Here is a 15,659-nt window from a genome sequence, read left to right as displayed (position 1 = left end):
ACTATCGTGACTCGTCGTGGTGCTTGCAAGTCACAGCACAATCCCGCTTATCGGGTGCTGATCACCAGACGGCTGCTCTGCTTGACCTCTTCCATGACCACATAGGTACGGGTGTCATTGACGCCGGGCAGACGCAGCAGGGTTTCCCCCAGCAGGCGGCGATAGGCCGACATGTCGCTGACGCGGGTCTTGAGCAGATAGTCGAAATCACCGGACACCAGATGGCACTCCTGGATCTCTTCGAGCACCTGAACAGCCTTGTTGAACTGTTCGAACACGTCGGGGGCGCCACGATTGAGGGTAATTTCCACGAACACCAGCAGAGACGCATCCAGATAATGAGGGTTCAGAATAGCGGCATATCCTTCGATATAGCCTTGACGCTCGAGGCGACGAACCCGTTCCAGACACGGTGTGGGACTCAGGCCAACTCGTTTGGACAACTCAACGTTCGAAATCCTGCCATCCTTTTGCAGTTCATTCAGAATGTTGCGGTCAATCCTGTCCAAATCCTTTAGCCGACTCTTAGCTTCCATCATTTAATTCCATCCTTTGGCTATTTTTTGGTAAGAATCACCAGTCATTTTATAATAATGGTCACAAATCCTGTCAATACCTGAATATACTAGGCGCAAATGTTGCTTAACATCTGGGCAACATAAACCACCAATCGATAGACGAGGGATAGCATGATTATCGGTGTACCTAAGGAAATAAAAAACCATGAATATCGCGTAGGCATGGTTCCGGCCAGTGTACGTGAACTGACAGCACGAAACCATACCGTTTTCGTCCAAAGCGGCGCAGGAAATGGCATTGGCTTCAGTGACGCAGATTATCTGGCTGCCGGAGCCGAGATCCTGGCCTCCGCAGCAGACGTTTTCGCCAAGGCGGAGATGATCGTCAAAGTCAAGGAACCCCAGGCGGTCGAGCGCGCCATGCTGCGTCCGGGCCAGACCCTCTTTACCTACCTGCACCTGGCGCCAGACCTGGCCCAGACCCGGGAGCTGGTCGACAGCGGCGCCGTCTGCATCGCCTACGAGACAGTCACCGATGGCCGTGGCGGCCTGCCCCTGTTGGCACCCATGTCGGAAGTGGCCGGGCGCATGTCTATTCAGGCCGGTGCCCAAGCGCTGGAGAAGTCCCGCGGGGGTAGCGGCATGCTGCTCGGCGGCGTACCCGGAGTCGAACCGGCCAAGGTGGTGATCATCGGCGGTGGCGTGGTGGGTTCCAACGCAGCCCGCATGGCCATCGGCCTGCGTGCCGACGTGACCATACTCGACAACAACATCGACACCCTGCGCCGTCTCGACAGCGAGTTCCAAGGGGCAGCCAAGGTGGTTTACTCCAATCGCGAGACCCTGGAGCGCCACCTGCTGGCGGCGGATCTGGTCATCGGCGGCGTGCTGGTGCCGGGCGCCACTGCGCCAAAACTTGTCAGCCGTGACCACATTGCACGCATGAAGCCGGGCTCCGCCATCGTGGACGTGGCCATCGATCAGGGCGGCTGCGTCGAGACCTCTCACGCCACCACCCATGAGGATCCCACCTTCATCGTCGACGAGGTGGTGCACTACTGCGTGGCCAACATGCCAGGCGCCGTGGCCCGCACCTCCACCGTGGCCCTCAACAACGCCACCCTGCCCTTCATCATCAAGCTGGCGGAACAGGGCTATCGCGGTGCACTGCTCAGCGATCCCCACCTGTTGCACGGCCTGAACGTGATGGCGGGCAAGATCACCTGCAAGGAGGTCGCCGTGGCGCACAACCTGGCCTACACGGATCCCCTGACCCTGCTGAACTGATCCCGCCCCCGCAAGGGTGCGTCGATGAGTGAAAATCCGCCCGCGATGGGCGGTTTTTTTATGGCGCAATCCGGCCCCCCTCCCCCTCTTTGGCGATTGCCACAATCGATGCCCTGGCCTTTGACCCCGGATCACGAATTACCTACAATCGCGCAAACTCATCACGTCTCGGAAATCACATCATGAGCCAAGTCATTCATAGCAAACTGCTGATCCTGGGGTCAGGCCCGGCGGGTTACACCGCCGCCGTCTACGCCGCCCGCGCCAACCTCAATCCCCTGCTCATCACCGGCATGCAGCAAGGTGGTCAGCTGACCACCACCACAGAGGTGGAAAACTGGCCAGGTGATGCGGAAGGGCTGACCGGCCCGGCCCTGATGGAGCGCATGAAAGAGCATGCGGAAAAATTCGATACCCGCATCCTCTTTGATCACATCAATGAAGTGGAGCTGACCCAGCGCCCCTTCCGTCTCAAGGGTGACAACGGTGAATACACTTGCGACGCGCTCATCATCGCCACCGGCGCCTCCGCCAAGTACCTGGGGCTGCCTTCCGAGGAGTCCTTCAAGGGCCGTGGCGTCTCCGCCTGTGCCACCTGTGACGGCTTCTTCTATCGCAATCAGGAAGTGGCCGTGGTCGGCGGCGGCAACACAGCCGTGGAAGAGGCGCTCTATCTGGCCAACATCGCCAAGAAGGTGCACCTGATCCACCGCCGCGACGAGTTCCGCGCCGAGAAGATCCTGATCAAGCGCCTCAATGACAAGGTCGAGAGCGGCAACATAGTGCTGCACACTCACCAGACCCTGGACGAGGTGCTGGGTGACAACATGGGCGTGACCGGCGTGCGCCTGCGCAGCACCCGGGACGACGCCACCTCCGAGCTGCCGCTGATGGGGGTCTTCATCGCCATAGGTCACCAGCCCAACACCCAGATCTTCGAAGGCCAGCTGGCAATGGAAAACGGCTACCTCAAGGTGCGGGGCGGCCTGGAAGGCTTCGCGACCCAGACCAGCATCCCGGGCGTGTTTGCCGCCGGCGACGTGGCCGACCACGTTTACCGTCAGGCGATCACCTCAGCCGGTACCGGCTGCATGGCGGCCCTGGATGCCGAGCGATATCTGGACGCACAATAAGCACAAGGATATAAAGGGCATGCCAAGTGGCATGCCCTTTTCTTTTAAGGAGCCGGATGAAACGGAAAATATTGATTGTGGAAGACAGCCTGACGGTGCGCCGCATGTTGACCCAGGCCATTGCGCAGCAAACCGGGCTGGAGATAGATGCGTTCGATACCCTGGAGGGCGCCCGTGACTGCCAGGGAGAAGAGTACGTGGTCGCCCTGGTGGATCTCACCCTGCCGGATGCCCCGAGCGGAGAAGCCGTCAACGTGTTGCTGGCGCGAGGGTTGCCCGTGGTGATCCTCACCGCCGACATCAGCGAGGAGAAACGGGAAGCCTGGCTGGAGGCCGGAGTGCTGGATTACGTGATGAAGGATTCACGGCACTCCCTGCAATACGCCGTCAGCCTGGTGCACCGCCTCTACCTCAACCAGGCCATAGAGGTGCTGGTGGTCGATGATTCGCTCACTTCCCGTCATCGCACCGCCGCCCAGCTGCGCAAGCAACTGCTGCTGGTGCACGAGGCAACCTGCGCCCGGGATGCCCTGGCCCTGCTCGAGCAACACCCGGCCATTCGCCTGATGCTGGTGGATTACTACATGCCGGAAATCGACGGCATCAGCCTGGTGCGGATGCTGCGGGAGCGCTATAGCAAGCAGCAGCTCGCCATCATCGGCATCTCGGTGTCGGACAAGCACGGCCTCTCCGCCCGCTACCTCAAGCAAGGGGCGAACGATTTTCTCAACCAGCCGTTCGAGCCCGAGGAGCTGCAGTGCCGGGTCAGCCACAATCTGGAGGCCCTTGAGCAGTTCAACAGCATCCAGGAATCCGCCAATCGCGACTACCTGACCGGGCTCTACAACCGGCGTTACTGGTTCAACGAGGGGCAGAAGTGGTTCGAGGAGCATCAGCGTCAGCAGGCACTGCTCGCCCTGTGCGTGCTCGATGTGGATCATTTCAAGCAGGTCAACGATCACTGGGGCCATGCCATCGGCGATGAGCTGCTCTGCCACCTGACCCGGTTGCTCTCCCAATTCTTCCCGGATGCCATGATAGCCCGCTTTGGCGGGGAGGAGTTTGCCCTGATGGTGCCCCATTGCCCGGTTCCCGTGCTGCTCAAGCGGCTGGAAGGGCTGCGCCAACAGCTGCGTCAGCAGCCGCTGTCACGGGAAGTGCCGCTGTTCGTGCGCGCCAGTTTTGGCGTCATCAATGTCGGGCGGCTCTCCATGGACGAGGCGCTCTGCGAGGCAGATCGCCAGCTGTATCAGGCAAAGAACACGGGTCGTGACAAGATAGTCTCCCAGGACGCCTGAGCACGTCTCGAGTGAGACGCTTCGTGTAGTACCGCCCGGCGCCCCTTGCGGCCGCCGGGTTATTCCTTCTCAGCACGCCATCCCTGCCGCCACGGGTTTCCTCAATAGGTCTTGTCGACCCGCACCCCATCGCTGAAATAGAGGATGCGCACCTTGTCCCCCCTCGCAAACACCATGGCCGGATCGTAATCCTGGATCACGTTGATAAGCCCGTCTTGCTCGTTGCGGATTAGCAGCTCCACCAGCTTGTTCTCCACCACGCTGCCACCGGACTGGTAGTGCTGCGCCGCGGCCGCCCCCGCCAATGCCCCCACGGCGGTGGCTATCTCCCGCCCATGACCGCCGCCAAACTGGTTGCCGAGCAGCCCCCCCAGCACGGCGCCCCCCAGGGTTTTCCAGCCGGTATGCTCGGATTCCAGCACCTGGCGCTGGGTGATATTGCGCACCGTATCCACCTGGCCAAACACCACCTGATCGACGGGGCGCGCCGTATTGCGCTCATAGGGTACAGCCCAGGCGGGCGCCGTGACAAAGCCCAGCAAGCTGGATACTATCAGGATAATGGCCTTCATCTGTGAACCTCTGTCTTATGTCTCGCTATCTCACCGAACTGGATGATGAGCTGTGCTGGTTTCCCTCCCCCAGCCATGCGCTGGAAGAGCCCAATGGCCTGCTGGCGATCGGGGGAGATCTCTCTCCTGCTCGATTGCTGGCAGCTTATCACAGCGGGATCTTTCCGTGGAATGAGCCGCACCAGCCACTGCTGTGGTGGTCGCCGGATCCCAGGGGGGTGATAGTGCCCGATGAGCTACACATAGGGCGCAGCCTGCAGAAGTATCTGCGCCGCACCACCTTCGACATTACCGTCGACAGTGCCTTCGATGAGGTGATAGCGGCCTGCGCCGCCCCCCGTCGCAGCGCCAGCGGCACCTGGATTAGCGCCCCCATGATCGACGCCTATCGGCAGTTGCACTGCCTGGGCCATGCCCACTCCGTCGAGATCTGGCAGGACGGGGAGTTGCAGGCGGGGCTCTACGGCCTCTCCCTTGGCCGCCTCTTCTGCGGCGAATCCATGTTCAGCCGCATCGATAACGGCGCCAAACTGGCCATGGTGGCGCTCTGTCGTCATTTTTCCCGCCATGGGGGGGCCCTCATCGATTGCCAGATGCAGAACGACTTCCTGGCCACCCTGGGGGTCCAGGAGTGGCCAAGAAGCCGGTTTCTGACCACATTGGCGAGCCTGACCAGGCAACCACTGCAGGACGGTTGCTGGCAGCAGAGGAGAATCAGCCTATGACAGAAGAAGTGATCCTCAAGGTAGGCCTGACCCCCAGACACCCGTGTAGCTACCTCGGCCATGAGCAGGAGCAGTTGCTGGTACTGATGGATCATGAGCTGCTTAATGCGGCCGGTTATGAGCGACTGCTGACGGCAGGATTCAGGCGCAGTGGCAACGACATCTATCGCCCCCATTGCCCGGCCTGCAGTGCCTGCCAGTCCCTGCGCATCCACAGCGAGCGTTTCGTGCCGAACCGCAGCCAGAAACGCGTTCGTCAGCTGAATCGGGATCTCGAGCTGGTGCTGAGTTACGACGACAAACCCGAGTATTACCAGCTCTATGAGCGCTACATCCGCGAGCGCCACCACGATGGCAGCATGTACCCGCCGAGTCGGAGCCAGTACAAGGGATTCCTGCACTGCGACTGGATGCCACCGCTCTACATGGAGATACGCAAGGAGGGACGCCTCATCGGGGTGGCCACCACGGACCTGCTCCCCCACGCCATGAGCGCCATGTATACCTTCTTCGATCCTGACTATGCCGACCGCTCTCTGGGCACCTTTGCCATTCTGAGCCAGTTGGAACTGGCCAGGCGCACGGGTCGCAGCTGGCTGTATCTGGGCTATCTGGTGGAGGCCTGTCGCAAGATGAATTACAAACGCCAATACCTGCCCCACGAGCTGCTGATGCAGGGAGAATGGAAAAATATCGACACCAAGCCCGAGTAAACTTTACACATAGCCTTAAATCCGGCATGATCCAGCGGTTTTTTGTTGTGGCTTATCAAGAGGATTCAATGGCTAAAGAAGACAGTATTGAGATGCAGGGTACCATTCTCGAAACCTTGCCCAATACCATGTTCCGTGTGGAACTGGAAAATGGTCACGTGGTTATCGCTCATATTTCCGGCAAGATGCGCAAAAACTACATCCGTATCCTGACTGGGGACAAAGTAACGGTGGCTCTGACTCCGTACGATCTCTCCAAGGGACGTATTGTTTTCCGCTCTCGCTAAGCCAGGAATTCAGCAAAAAACCCCAGCCTCTCGGCTGGGGTTTTTTGTCGTTTCTGGCCTCAATCACATTTAGTGAGAGACAGCTTCAACATTGACCTGGAAGTCAAAGCTGAGGCTGTTATTTACCAGCTCCACTCTCACCACTCCGCCATCGACCAGTGAGCCGAACAGGATCTCATTGGCCAACGGCTTCTTGAGGTGCTCCTGAATGACCCGTCCCATGGGTCTTGCACCCATTGCCCGATCATACCCCTTCTCGGCCAACCAGTGGCGCGCCTCTTCAGATACCTCAAGTGATACCCCTTTGGCATCCAGCTGTACCTGCAGTTCGACGATGAACTTGTCGACGACCTGATGGATCACCGTCATGTCCAGATGGTTGAACCAGATGGTGTGATCGAGCCGGTTGCGGAACTCCGGACTGAACGTCTTGTTGATCACCGCCATGGCATCGTGGCTCATGTCCTGCTGCTGGAAGCCAATGGACTTGCGCTGGGTTTCCTGCACCCCTGCGTTGGTGGTCATAACCAGGATCACGTTGCGAAAATCTGCCTTGCGCCCGTTGTTGTCCGTCAGGGTGCCGTTGTCCATGACCTGCAGCAGCAGGTTGAAGACATCCGGGTGCGCCTTCTCGATCTCGTCCAGCAGCACCACCGAATGGGGATGCTTGAGCACAGAATCGGTCAGCAAGCCGCCCTGCTCGAAGCCCACATAGCCGGGAGGTGCCCCAATCAACCGGGAGACGGTATGGCGCTCCATGTATTCGGACATATCAAAGCGCAGCACCTCGACCCCGAGCGCCTTGCCGAGCTGCTGGGTGACTTCGGTCTTGCCCACCCCGGTCGGGCCGGCAAACAGGAAGCAGCCCACAGGGCGACGCTCGTTGCCAAGGCCGGAGCGTGACAGCCGGATGGCATCGGTCAATACAGTGATGGCCTTGTCCTGACCGAACACCACCATCTTGAGGTTACGCTCCAGGTTCTTCAGCACCTCCTTGTCGGAAGAGGAGACTGATTTCTCCGGGATGCGGGCAATCTTCGCGACTATGGCCTCGATTTCCGGCACATTAATCACTTTTTTACGCTTGCTGACCGGCAACAAACGCTGCCCCGCCCCCGCCTCGTCGATCACGTCGATGGCCTTGTCCGGCAGGTGGCGGTCGTTGATGTACTTGGCGGAGAGTTCGACCGCGGCACGGATGGCCTTGACGGTGTAACGCACGCCATGGTGCGCCTCATAGCGGCTCTTGAGCCCCATCAGGATACGGGTTGTGTCATCTATGCTCGGCTCGACGATGTCGATCTTCTGGAAACGGCGCGCCAGAGCCCGATCTTTTTCGAAGATCTGGGAATATTCCTGATAAGTGGTGGATCCCACACAGCGCAGCAGGCCATTGGAGAGCAGTGGCTTGATGAGGTTGGCCGCATCCAGCTGACCGCCGGAGGCTGCACCCGCCCCGATGATGGTGTGGATCTCGTCGATGAAGAGGATGGCCCCTTCCTGGCGCTCGATCTGCTTGAGCAGCACCTTGAGACGCTTCTCGAAGTCGCCGCGGTACTTGGTGCCTGCCAGCAGGGAGCCCATGTCCAGGGAATATATAGTGCTGTTAGCTATCACCTCGGGCACGTCACCCTTGACGATACGATAGGCGAGCCCCTCGGCGATGGCGGTCTTCCCCACGCCAGCCTCCCCCACCAGCAAGGGATTGTTCTTGCGACGACGGCAGAGCACCTGGATAGTGCGACTCAGCTCCTGATCGCGACCGATCAGCGGGTCGATGCGCCCCTCCAGCACCAGTTGGTTGAGATTGGTGGCGAAGCTCTCGATCTGGGCTGACGAGACCTCATCATCGGACTCGGCATTGTTGCCGCCACTCTCGGGCTTGCTGTCTTTGCGCACCCCGTGGGAGAGGAAGTTCACCACATCCAGGCGGCTTATTTCGGCTTTTTTCAGGAAGTAGGCGGCCTGGGACTCTTGCTCGCTGAAGATGGCGACCAGCACATTGGCGCCGCTTACCTCGGTATTGCCCGACGACTGGACATGGAACACGGCACGTTGCAACACGCGCTGGAAACCAAGGGTCGGTTGGGTTTCTCTGTCTTCGTCATCGCGGGGGATGAGCGGGGTCGTTTGATTGATGAATGCGCGAATTTCCTTGCGCATCTGCTCCACATCCGCACCACACGAACTCAGCGCCTCATGGGCTGAGCTGTTATCCAGCAGGGCTAACAACAGGTGCTCGACGGTCATGAATTCGTGGCGCTCGTCACGGGCCAGTTTGAAAGCCTCGTTCAGCGTCTTTTCTAGATCTTTGTTCAACATAGGCACCTCCCCTCAGTACAGCAACAATGCGGTGTCGTTATCGCCATCAAGTCATCAGATTCAAGCCTTTTCCATGGTACATAGCAGTGGATGTTCGTTATTACGTGAATAGGTGTTGACCTGGACCACTTTGGTCTCGGCAATCTCGGCGGTAAATGTGCCGCAGACTCCCTTACCACTATAATGCACGCTCAGCATGACCTGAGTGGCCTTCTCCAGATCCATACCAAAGAACCTTTGCAGCACCTCCACCACGAATTCCATCGGTGTGTAGTCATCGTTGTTCAAGACGACCTTGTACATGGGTGGCGGTTGCAGCTTCGTTTTCTCTGCTTCTGCAATCTCTTCATTAGCAAAGAGTTCTTTCTGCTTGCTCATAGTTGCGCTTTGGTACCTCTAGATTACTACCGTCTCGCTCAAGATTGTCAATAGACTTGTTAACCAGATCACATCGGTTGTTAACAACTTCTTGACTCGCTTAAAAGTTGGACTAGATTGGTTACTTGCTAATCGGCGCCCGTCTGCTACGGGGTGATGCTCTAGTTATATAAGGCTGGCGCAGGTTACTCAACGACTTCAGGGTAATCAATAAAAGGATGTAGATGTATGGCAACCGGAACAGTCAAGTGGTTCAACAACGCAAAAGGATTTGGGTTTATCTGTCCGGAAGGCGGTGGTGAAGACATCTTCGCTCACTACTCCACGATTCAAATGGAAGGTTACAAGACCTTGAAAGCGGGTCAGGCAGTCAACTTTGAACTGCAGCAGGGGCCGAAAGGAAATCACGCCTCTGTCATCGTGCCAAACGAAGCACAAAACATGTAAGAGTCAAACTGGATCAATTAAAAAACGGCATCCCGCAAGGATGCCGTTTTTTTATGTCGCTCGTTGTGCCGACACAATAAGAAAGGCCGGGCCTTCCTTATTGTGTGCCCTTGCGAGCTATCCCCTGTCAGCGAGCCAGTAGGATGTTGAGCATGCGGCGCAGCGGCTCGGCGGCGCCCCACAGCAGTTGGTCACCCACGGTGAAGGCCGCCAGGTATTCCGGGCCCATGTTGAGCTTGCGCAGACGGCCTACCGGGATGCTGAGGGTACCGGTGACGGCGGCCGGGGTCAGCTCGCGGGCCGTGATGTCGCGATCGTTCGGGATCACCTTGACCCAGTCGTTGTGGGCGGCCAGCAGGGCCTCGATCTCGGGGAGCGGCACATCTTTCTTCAGCTTGATGGTGAAGGCCTGACTGTGGCAGCGCAGGGCGCCGATCCGCACGCAGAGGCCATCCACCGGAATGGCGGCGTTCTCGATACCCAGGATCTTGTTGGTCTCGGCCTGACCCTTCCACTCTTCCCGGCTCTGGCCGTTGTCGAGCTTGGTGTCGATCCAGGGGATGAGGCCACCGGCCAGCGGCACGCCGAAGTTGTCCACCGGCAGGGTGCCGGAGCGGGTCTTCTCGGTGATCTTGCGCTCGATGTCGAGGATGGCGGAGGCAGGATCCGCCAGCTCCACCGCCACTTCGTCGCGCAGCAGCCCCATTTGGGTGACCAGCTCGCGCATGTGGCGCGCGCCACCGCCCGATGCGGCCTGATAGGTGGCAACACTCACCCACTCCACCAGATCGGCCTTGAACAGGCCACCCAGGGCCAGCAGCATCAGGCTGACGGTGCAGTTACCGCCGACGAAGGTCTTGATCCCCTTGTCCAGCGCCTCGTCGATCACGTCGCCGTTGACCGGATCCAGGATGATGACGGCGTCCTTCTCCATGCGCAGGGAAGAGGCGGCATCAATCCAGTAACCCTGCCAGCCGGAGGCCAGCAGACGAGGATAGACATCCTTGGTGTAGTCGCCACCCTGGGCCGTGATGATGATCTCCTGCGCGGCCAGTGCCTCGATATCGAAGGCGTCCTGCAAGGTGCCGGCATCGACGCCGAAATTGGGGGCGGCCTCACCGGCCTGGGAGGTGGTGAAGAAGGTGGGTTGAATGCGGGCAAAATCCTTCTCTTCCTGCATCCGGCTCATCAGTACCGAACCCACCATGCCACGCCAACCGACCAAACCAACTTTTTTCATAATGTCCTACCCTGGATAGCTGCTGTAAAAATGAAGTCTCATACGCCGTGATCCCTTGCCGGACGCGGGTCCGTTCACAAATTGGCCACAAGCATGATGTGTAATTAATGCGTCTGTCCACATTACGGATTGTGGCGACGGGCGCAAGTCGAATTGCGCAATAATCTGTGTCATTTGCCGCAATAACCATGGGTTCCGGGCTACCGCGCTTGGCGGACTCCCCATCGCTCAGGCATCATGATGTCCGACTGGCAACCACTGCCCCCTGGGGACGACCCCAAGGCCTTCTTGACTCGCAGGGACGACCCTGCCCCGCGTGGAATACTCATATGCCCTGGTTACTCCTGCTACTGGCCGGCCTGTTCGAGGTCGCCTGGGCCATCGGCCTCAAGTACACCGACGGTTTCAGCCGTCCCCTCCCCACCCTGCTGACCCTAGCTGCCATGGGGGTGAGCGTGCTGTTGCTCGCCATGGCGGTCAAGCAACTGCCCCTTGGCACAGCCTACGCGGTCTGGACCGGCATAGGCGCGGTCGGCACGGTGTTGATGGGGATCTGGTTGTTCAACGAGCCGGCCACCCTGGCCCGGGTGCTTTGCCTGCTGCTGATCATCGGCGGTATCCTGGGGCTCAAGTTTATCGGCTGATAACGAGATGGAAGCGCAGCCCGCGGCGCCCCACCAGCGCGTATAAAAAATGGCCACCCAGGGTGGCCATTATGTTTTCCTCATGCCCCGTCGGGGTTTCCTATCAATACGCTCTCTATCCGGGCGCCCGGCATCATCTGCATTAACCCCTCGATCAGCCGATCACCGGCCTCCTGCAGCGCCGCCAGCGGCATTTCAGGCAAGCTTTCCAGAATGAACCACATCTGCCCGGACTTGGCGCTGAGCCGGGTTCTGGTCCCCTGACGCCAATTCCAGCGGCGACAGGTCACGCCTCTGTCATCACACCAGACCACCTCCCCAGGTTCCGGGGTCTCGTGGGCAGGGGCCCCCTCCTTCATGGTGTCAAACAGCTCGGTGCCATCGGCAATGATCAGCCGGGGCGACCCCTCATAAGCGGTGAGATCCTCCCCACCGACGGGGATGGCGTATTCGATGCTGATGGCGTTGTAGAGATCGACGACGGGATCGATGCAGGGCAGGCAGCCCTCCCGTTGCACCCGCTTGAGCAGCGCCTGGGCCGAGCAGGGGGTCCGCTGGGGCTTGGCACCGAAGCGTTTGAACACCTCACCCCAGGCGGACAGATGATCCTGTGCCCAGGGAGCACCGCCCGCCGCAACGTATTGGCAGGCCCGCGCCAGCGCCTGTGCGCCGACGTTGCGATCGACCATGGTGGCCCCGTCGACCTGGATGCTCAGGGCCCGGAATCCCGGGGCCAGGCTGGTCACCCTGGCATCAATCTGTGGTGTCATGAATGGCATAGCAACTCCCAATGGGTGAATCGTGGCGAAGGCGAGAACGGCAGACGAGGCCAGGTGACCCGTGCCCAGAGGGCTAGCACGTGATGCTTGTCACCACGAAGAAACAAGTCGGCCCCATGATGGACGGCGGCATGGCATAAAAAAATCTACTTTTTCTTAATGTTGTTCAGGAGAGCTAATAACCCAGACTATGCCGGCCACCGACGGCAACCTGACCCGCACCTGAAAGGGGATTGTCCTGGCCGCTTTTCCCGCCACTCATGCTATTATCTGCGACCGAACATGAGCCATTAAAAATCAGGATATTGTGATGACCGACCACACTTTTATTCCCGGCAAGGACGCGGCGCTGGAAGACTCCATCGAGCGGTTCCAGACCAAATTGCAGGCCCTGGGGTTTGATATCGAAGAGGCCTCCTGGCTCAACCCCGTGCCCAACGTCTGGTCCGTGCACATCCGGGACAAAGAGTGCGCCCTCTGCTTCACCAACGGCAAGGGAGCCAGCAAGAAGGCGGCCCTGGCGTCGGCCCTGGGGGAGTATTTCGAGCGTCTCTCCACCAACTACTTCTTCGCCGACTTCTATCTGGGCGAGCAGGTGGCGAACGGTGACTTCGTCCACTACCCGAACGAGAAGTGGTTCCCCATCCAGGGTGACCAACTGCCTGCCGGTCTGCTCGACAGCTTCACCCGCAAGTTCTACAACCCGGATGGCGAAGTGACTGCCGACATGCTGGTGGACTTGCAATCCGGCAACGAAGAGCGCGGCATAGTCGCGCTGCCGTTCGAGCGTCAGTCCGATCATCAGACCGTCTATATCCCGATGAACATCATCGGCAACCTCTATGTCTCCAATGGCATGAGCGCCGGCAACACCAGGACCGAGGCCCGCACCCAGGGCTTGTCCGAGGTGTTCGAGCGCCACGTGAAGAACAAGATCATCGCCGAAGCCATCAGCCTGCCCGAGATCCCGAGCGAGGTGATCGCCCGCTACCCCGGCATCAAGGCTTCCATCGATGCGCTGGAGGCCGAAGGCTTCCCCATCTACAGCTTCGATGCCTCCCTGGGTGGCCGCTATCCGGTCATCTGCGTGGTGCTGCTCAACCCGAGCAACGGCACCTGCTTTGCCTCCTTCGGCGCCCACCCGCGCTTCGAGGTGGCCTTCGAGCGGACCGTCACCGAGCTGCTGCAGGGCCGTGGCCTCAAGGATCTGGACGTCTTCGTGCCGCCGTCATTCGACAACGAGCAGGTGGCGGATCACCACAACCTCGAGACCCACTTCATCGACTCGTCCGGCCTCATCAGCTGGGATCTGTTCAAGCAGGAGTCTGACTTCGAGTTTGCCGACTGGGACTTCCGCGGCACCTCCCAGGAGGAGTTCGATCACCTGATCGGCATCTTCCACGAGCTGGAGCAGCCGGTCTACATCGCCGACTACGAGCACCTGGGCGTCTACGCCTGCCGCATCCTGGTGCCGGGCATGTCCGACATCTATCCGGTCGAGGATCTGCTGCTGGCCAACAACACCATGGGCGCCCACCTGCGGGAAATCATCCTGGCCCTACCGTCTCTGGAGTGGGACGCGGAGCAGTACATGGCACTCTTTGATCAGCTGGATGAAGAGGGTCACGACGAGCGCACCCGGGTGCGCGAGCTGCTCGGCATCGCCGCCGCCAAGGGCACAGCCCTGCACACCCTGCGGGTGGGCGAGCTCAAGGCCATGCTGGCGCTGGCCGCCGGTGAGCTGGAAAGCGCGCTGGATCTCATCGACTGGACCATGGAGTTCAACCAGTCGGTGTTCCCGGCGGATCGCGCCAACTACTACCGCGCCCTGCGCGCCTGCGTCGAGTTGTTCCTGGATGAAGAGCGTGACCCCGAGCAGTACCGCCCGGTGTTCGCCCGCATGTTCGGGGAAGAGACCCTGGCCGAGGCCTGGGCCCATGCCCGCGGCGAGGCGCGTTTCCACGGGCTGGAGGCGGCCGATCTGTCCCTCTCCCAGTTCCCGCTGCATCAGAAATTGCTCGCGGCCTACGAGAAACTGCAAAAAGCCAAACGAATCCATACGTGGAACTGATATGCTAGTGTGACGAAGGGGCCTGATGGCCCCTTCTGTTTTATGGGCTACGCTTTGGCGGGCCCTTACTCAAAGATGAAATAAATAACAAAAAATACCTCTTAGGGGGTTGTCAGTTAGAGGTTCATCATGTTCGGAAGGCGTAAAGGTGCATTGCCGGTGCTTTTTTTGATGAGAAAGATATAAATTCTTAAAAATCATGAAATTAAAAACAGACCCATTTCTGTTTCACCTGAAACCTGGTGTAAAGTCAAGCTTCCGGATGAAGAAAAAACCTGTAGTAAAATTACATTCACAATCTGTAATTCTTGATCGGAGTCAATTTTGGGGATCAGCCCCTTTGTTATGATTTCCACAGGCAAAATATGCAGGTACTGAGAATTGAAAGCAGAATCTCCCTTTGATTGTCTGAAGCCCGAAGCCATAGCCGCGCTGGCCGAAGACATTACCTATGCCAAGGCAACCAAGCCCGCCCACAAGGTCATTCCTCTGGCCATCACGGCAGGTGCTTTCATCGCCATCGCATTCGTCTTCTATATCACCGTCACCACGGGATCGAGCGGCATGGCCTGGGGTATGTCCAAGCTGGTCGGCGGTCTCTGTTTCTCCCTCGGTCTCATTCTGTGCGTACTGCTCGGTGCCGAGTTGTTCACCTCCACCACCCTGACCCTGGTGGCCAAGGCCGCCAACCGCATCAGCTGGTCTCAGCTGTTCAAGAACTGGGGTCTGGTCTACTTTGGCAACCTCATCGGCGGGCTCATCATAGTCGCGCTCATCATCATGTCGGCCGAATACACGGCGGCGGATGGTCAGTGGGGACTGAACGCCATGAAAGTGGCCCAGCACAAGATCCACCACACCTTCTTCGAGGCCCTGGCCCTTGGCATCCTCTGCAACCTCATGGTGTGTCTCGCCGTGTGGATGGCCTTCGGTGCCCGCACTGCCACCGACAAGGTGATGGTGATGCTGCTCCCCGTCGCCATGTTCGTGGCCTCCGGCTTTGAGCACAGCATCGCAAACATGTTTATGATCCCGGTCGGCATCGCCATCCATGCGGTAGCAGGCCCGGAATTCTGGCAGGCCATCGGCCAGGACCCGGCATCGTTCGCCGACTTGACCGTATCCAACTTCGTCCTAAACAACCTCATTCCGGTCACCCTTGGTAATATCATTGGTGGCGGCGTCATGGTTGGTCTGACTTACTGGTTTATCTTCCGTCGCCATCATTAAGGATGGCGGCAGACA

The 15,659-nt window shown here is 59.1% G+C and carries 16 protein-coding genes; 10 read left to right on the top strand and 6 right to left on the bottom strand.

Going from position 1 to position 15,659, the window contains the following annotated elements; translation table 11 throughout:
* Nucleotides 1-47 precede the first annotated feature (47 nt).
* Complete coding sequence (lrp, locus tag OC537_RS04935; protein WP_005300047.1) at nucleotides 48-539, bottom strand: leucine-responsive transcriptional regulator Lrp; 492 nt, start codon at nucleotides 537-539, stop codon at nucleotides 48-50.
* Between the two features lie 150 nt (nucleotides 540-689).
* Between lrp and ald the strand changes: the two genes are divergently transcribed.
* The 3 genes from ald (at nucleotide 690) to OC537_RS04920 (ending at nucleotide 4,236) form a co-directional block, all read left to right on the top strand.
* Nucleotides 690-1,805, top strand: a complete 1,116-nt coding sequence (ald, locus tag OC537_RS04930) for an alanine dehydrogenase (protein WP_106886973.1) — start codon at nucleotides 690-692, stop codon at nucleotides 1,803-1,805.
* Nucleotides 1,806-1,987: 182 nt separating this feature from the next.
* Complete coding sequence (gene trxB, locus OC537_RS04925) at nucleotides 1,988-2,938, top strand: thioredoxin-disulfide reductase (protein WP_106886974.1); 951 nt, start codon at nucleotides 1,988-1,990, stop codon at nucleotides 2,936-2,938.
* A gap of 56 nt (nucleotides 2,939-2,994) precedes the next feature.
* Nucleotides 2,995-4,236 carry a diguanylate cyclase gene (locus OC537_RS04920; RefSeq protein ID WP_262109923.1) on the top strand — a complete coding sequence of 414 codons (1,242 nt, stop codon included), beginning with the start codon at nucleotides 2,995-2,997 and terminating at the stop codon, nucleotides 4,234-4,236.
* A gap of 101 nt (nucleotides 4,237-4,337) precedes the next feature.
* Here OC537_RS04920 and OC537_RS04915 read toward each other — a convergent pair whose 3' ends face one another.
* Nucleotides 4,338-4,808, bottom strand: coding sequence for a glycine zipper 2TM domain-containing protein (locus OC537_RS04915; protein ID WP_262109922.1), 471 nt, complete (start codon nucleotides 4,806-4,808; stop codon nucleotides 4,338-4,340).
* Nucleotides 4,809-4,825: 17 nt separating this feature from the next.
* Between OC537_RS04915 and aat the strand changes: the two genes are divergently transcribed.
* The 3 genes from aat to infA all read left to right on the top strand — a co-directional run bounded on the left by aat (nucleotide 4,826) and on the right by infA (nucleotide 6,533).
* A complete protein-coding gene (gene aat / locus OC537_RS04910; protein ID WP_262109921.1) occupies nucleotides 4,826-5,533 on the top strand; it encodes a leucyl/phenylalanyl-tRNA--protein transferase in 708 nt (235 codons plus the stop codon).
* Nucleotides 5,530-6,246 carry an arginyltransferase gene (locus OC537_RS04905; RefSeq protein WP_262109920.1) on the top strand — a complete coding sequence of 239 codons (717 nt, stop codon included), beginning with the start codon at nucleotides 5,530-5,532 and terminating at the stop codon, nucleotides 6,244-6,246. The genes aat and OC537_RS04905 overlap by 4 nt, the downstream gene beginning before the upstream one ends.
* Nucleotides 6,247-6,314: 68 nt before the next feature.
* A complete protein-coding gene (gene infA / locus OC537_RS04900; RefSeq protein ID WP_005300033.1) occupies nucleotides 6,315-6,533 on the top strand; it encodes a translation initiation factor IF-1 in 219 nt (72 codons plus the stop codon).
* A 69-nt stretch (nucleotides 6,534-6,602) separates the two neighbouring features.
* Here the strand turns inward: infA and clpA are convergent, their stop codons facing one another.
* Nucleotides 6,603-8,855 (bottom strand): ATP-dependent Clp protease ATP-binding subunit ClpA, encoded by a 2,253-nt coding sequence (clpA, locus tag OC537_RS04895; RefSeq protein WP_106886978.1) that lies wholly within the window; start codon nucleotides 8,853-8,855, stop codon nucleotides 6,603-6,605.
* Nucleotides 8,856-8,915: 60 nt separating this feature from the next.
* The gene (gene clpS / locus OC537_RS04890) at nucleotides 8,916-9,233 is read right to left on the bottom strand and encodes an ATP-dependent Clp protease adapter ClpS (protein WP_005325410.1); all 318 of its coding nucleotides are present in this window, start codon (nucleotides 9,231-9,233) and stop codon (nucleotides 8,916-8,918) included.
* A gap of 228 nt (nucleotides 9,234-9,461) precedes the next feature.
* On the opposite strand from clpS, the gene cspD reads away from it, so the two are divergent.
* Nucleotides 9,462-9,680: a cold shock-like protein CspD gene (cspD, locus tag OC537_RS04885; RefSeq protein WP_005300025.1), complete on the top strand. Its 219-nt coding sequence runs from the start codon at nucleotides 9,462-9,464 to the stop codon at nucleotides 9,678-9,680.
* Nucleotides 9,681-9,807: 127 nt separating this feature from the next.
* On the opposite strand, the gene asd is transcribed toward cspD, so the two are convergent.
* Complete coding sequence (gene asd, locus OC537_RS04880; RefSeq protein WP_262109919.1) at nucleotides 9,808-10,920, bottom strand: aspartate-semialdehyde dehydrogenase; 1,113 nt, start codon at nucleotides 10,918-10,920, stop codon at nucleotides 9,808-9,810.
* 329 nt (nucleotides 10,921-11,249) lie between these two features.
* On the opposite strand from asd, the gene sugE reads away from it, so the two are divergent.
* Nucleotides 11,250-11,564: a quaternary ammonium compound efflux SMR transporter SugE gene (gene sugE / locus OC537_RS04875; RefSeq protein WP_106886980.1), complete on the top strand. Its 315-nt coding sequence runs from the start codon at nucleotides 11,250-11,252 to the stop codon at nucleotides 11,562-11,564.
* A gap of 80 nt (nucleotides 11,565-11,644) precedes the next feature.
* Here sugE and OC537_RS04870 read toward each other — a convergent pair whose 3' ends face one another.
* Nucleotides 11,645-12,343 carry a B3/4 domain-containing protein gene (locus OC537_RS04870; protein ID WP_262109918.1) on the bottom strand — a complete coding sequence of 233 codons (699 nt, stop codon included), beginning with the start codon at nucleotides 12,341-12,343 and terminating at the stop codon, nucleotides 11,645-11,647.
* Between the two features lie 310 nt (nucleotides 12,344-12,653).
* Here OC537_RS04870 and ycaO point away from each other — a divergent pair, with 310 nt between their 5' ends.
* Together ycaO and focA are read left to right on the top strand one after the other, a co-directional pair.
* Complete coding sequence (gene ycaO, locus OC537_RS04865) at nucleotides 12,654-14,414, top strand: 30S ribosomal protein S12 methylthiotransferase accessory factor YcaO (protein ID WP_111910979.1); 1,761 nt, start codon at nucleotides 12,654-12,656, stop codon at nucleotides 14,412-14,414.
* A 381-nt stretch (nucleotides 14,415-14,795) separates the two neighbouring features.
* Nucleotides 14,796-15,644, top strand: coding sequence for a formate transporter FocA (focA, locus tag OC537_RS04860; RefSeq protein ID WP_262109917.1), 849 nt, complete (start codon nucleotides 14,796-14,798; stop codon nucleotides 15,642-15,644).
* Nucleotides 15,645-15,659 lie beyond the last annotated feature (15 nt).

Source organism: Aeromonas sp. Marseille-Q5825, from assembly GCF_946892685.1.
Taxonomy (GTDB): Bacteria; Pseudomonadota; Gammaproteobacteria; order Enterobacterales; family Aeromonadaceae; genus Aeromonas; species Aeromonas rivipollensis.
Note: the sequence above shows the minus strand (reverse complement) of the source record. Positions and strands in the feature narration are given on the sequence as shown.

Excerpts from the sequence above, each read along its gene's own strand:
- lrp (WP_005300047.1), bottom strand. The coding sequence starts at position 539 with ATGATGGAAGCTAAGAGTCGGCTAAAGGATTTGGACAGGATTGACCGC.
- ald (WP_106886973.1), top strand. The coding sequence starts at position 690 with ATGATTATCGGTGTACCTAAGGAAATAAAAAACCATGAATATCGCGTA.
- trxB (WP_106886974.1), top strand. The coding sequence starts at position 1,988 with ATGAGCCAAGTCATTCATAGCAAACTGCTGATCCTGGGGTCAGGCCCG.
- OC537_RS04920 (WP_262109923.1), top strand. The coding sequence starts at position 2,995 with ATGAAACGGAAAATATTGATTGTGGAAGACAGCCTGACGGTGCGCCGC.
- OC537_RS04915 (WP_262109922.1), bottom strand. The coding sequence starts at position 4,808 with ATGAAGGCCATTATCCTGATAGTATCCAGCTTGCTGGGCTTTGTCACG.
- aat (WP_262109921.1), top strand. The coding sequence starts at position 4,826 with ATGTCTCGCTATCTCACCGAACTGGATGATGAGCTGTGCTGGTTTCCC.
- OC537_RS04905 (WP_262109920.1), top strand. The coding sequence starts at position 5,530 with ATGACAGAAGAAGTGATCCTCAAGGTAGGCCTGACCCCCAGACACCCG.
- infA (WP_005300033.1), top strand. The coding sequence starts at position 6,315 with ATGGCTAAAGAAGACAGTATTGAGATGCAGGGTACCATTCTCGAAACC.
- clpA (WP_106886978.1), bottom strand. The coding sequence starts at position 8,855 with ATGTTGAACAAAGATCTAGAAAAGACGCTGAACGAGGCTTTCAAACTG.
- clpS (WP_005325410.1), bottom strand. The coding sequence starts at position 9,233 with ATGAGCAAGCAGAAAGAACTCTTTGCTAATGAAGAGATTGCAGAAGCA.
- cspD (WP_005300025.1), top strand. The coding sequence starts at position 9,462 with ATGGCAACCGGAACAGTCAAGTGGTTCAACAACGCAAAAGGATTTGGG.
- asd (WP_262109919.1), bottom strand. The coding sequence starts at position 10,920 with ATGAAAAAAGTTGGTTTGGTCGGTTGGCGTGGCATGGTGGGTTCGGTA.
- sugE (WP_106886980.1), top strand. The coding sequence starts at position 11,250 with ATGCCCTGGTTACTCCTGCTACTGGCCGGCCTGTTCGAGGTCGCCTGG.
- OC537_RS04870 (WP_262109918.1), bottom strand. The coding sequence starts at position 12,343 with ATGCCATTCATGACACCACAGATTGATGCCAGGGTGACCAGCCTGGCC.
- ycaO (WP_111910979.1), top strand. The coding sequence starts at position 12,654 with ATGACCGACCACACTTTTATTCCCGGCAAGGACGCGGCGCTGGAAGAC.